This is a genomic window from Methylobacterium sp. WL116 (assembly GCF_008039455.1).
Taxonomy (GTDB): domain Bacteria; phylum Pseudomonadota; class Alphaproteobacteria; order Rhizobiales; family Beijerinckiaceae; genus Methylobacterium.
This window is the reverse complement of record NZ_VRUV01001016.1, coordinates 1-735: the sequence shown is the minus strand read 5'-3', so window position 1 is coordinate 735 and position 735 is coordinate 1. Positions and strand designations below refer to the sequence as shown.

The window sequence follows — 735 nt, the reverse complement described above, 5'->3', positions numbered from 1 at the left end:
CCGCGATCCGGCGCGCGACGCTGCCGCCCTCGGGCGCCGGACGGAACAGCGCCTTCCACCGGCGTTCGGCCATGCACAGGCCGCGGCGCAGGAGCACGCTGCCGATCGCCCGGACGCCGACCTCGCCCTTGAGCAGGCGGCGCCACGTGCTGCCGCGCCGGAGCAGGGCGGCATAGGTCGCCGCGCTTCCCACCGTCCGGCGCACGACGGCGTCGACGTCGTCGTCCGGGTGCCAGTCGAAGCAGTAGAGGTTGGCCAGCAGCGCGCCCGCGACCCGGTGGTCGCGCCACGCCGCCTGGAACGCCGCGTAGGCGCCGCTGCAATTGCCGACGAGGACGACCCGGCTCGCGCCCTGCGCCTCGAGGTGGTCCAGGGCGTGACGGAAATCGTCGAGGGTGTCGGCCGAGAACATCGGCGAGGCGCCGCCCGGCCTCGCCCAGCTCGTCGGCAACCCGCTGTTCTCGGAGGCACCCGAGGCGGCCTTCGCCGAGGTGGTCGCCTTCGCGACCGCAGGCGCCCTGCCCCGGCCGAATTCGGCGCGCGCCGTCGCGGCGCCCGCCCATCTTGCCGGAGACGGCTGGCGGGAGGAGGCGGCCCGGTTCGGGCCGGGGCTGTTCGGCATCCACACCCGGCCGACCGGCCCGTCGACGGGGGCGCCGACGGTCCTGTTCATCGCCGCCGGCCTCAGCGCGCATTCCGGCTGGGGCCGGCAGGCGACGCGGATGGCCCGCGTTC

1 protein-coding gene and 1 pseudogene are annotated in these 735 nt (G+C 76.5%); one reads left to right on the top strand and one right to left on the bottom strand.

Annotation, left to right across the window (positions count from 1 at the left end; translation table 11 throughout):
- Positions 1-412: alpha/beta fold hydrolase (locus FV223_RS29145; RefSeq protein ID WP_348644839.1), on the bottom strand; the 412-nt coding region annotated here is incomplete at its 3' end.
- Between FV223_RS29145 and FV223_RS29140 the strand changes: the two are divergent.
- A pseudogene (locus tag FV223_RS29140) lies at positions 396-735 on the top strand (thioesterase); the annotation flags it as partial. The gene FV223_RS29145 and the pseudogene FV223_RS29140 overlap by 17 nt on opposite strands.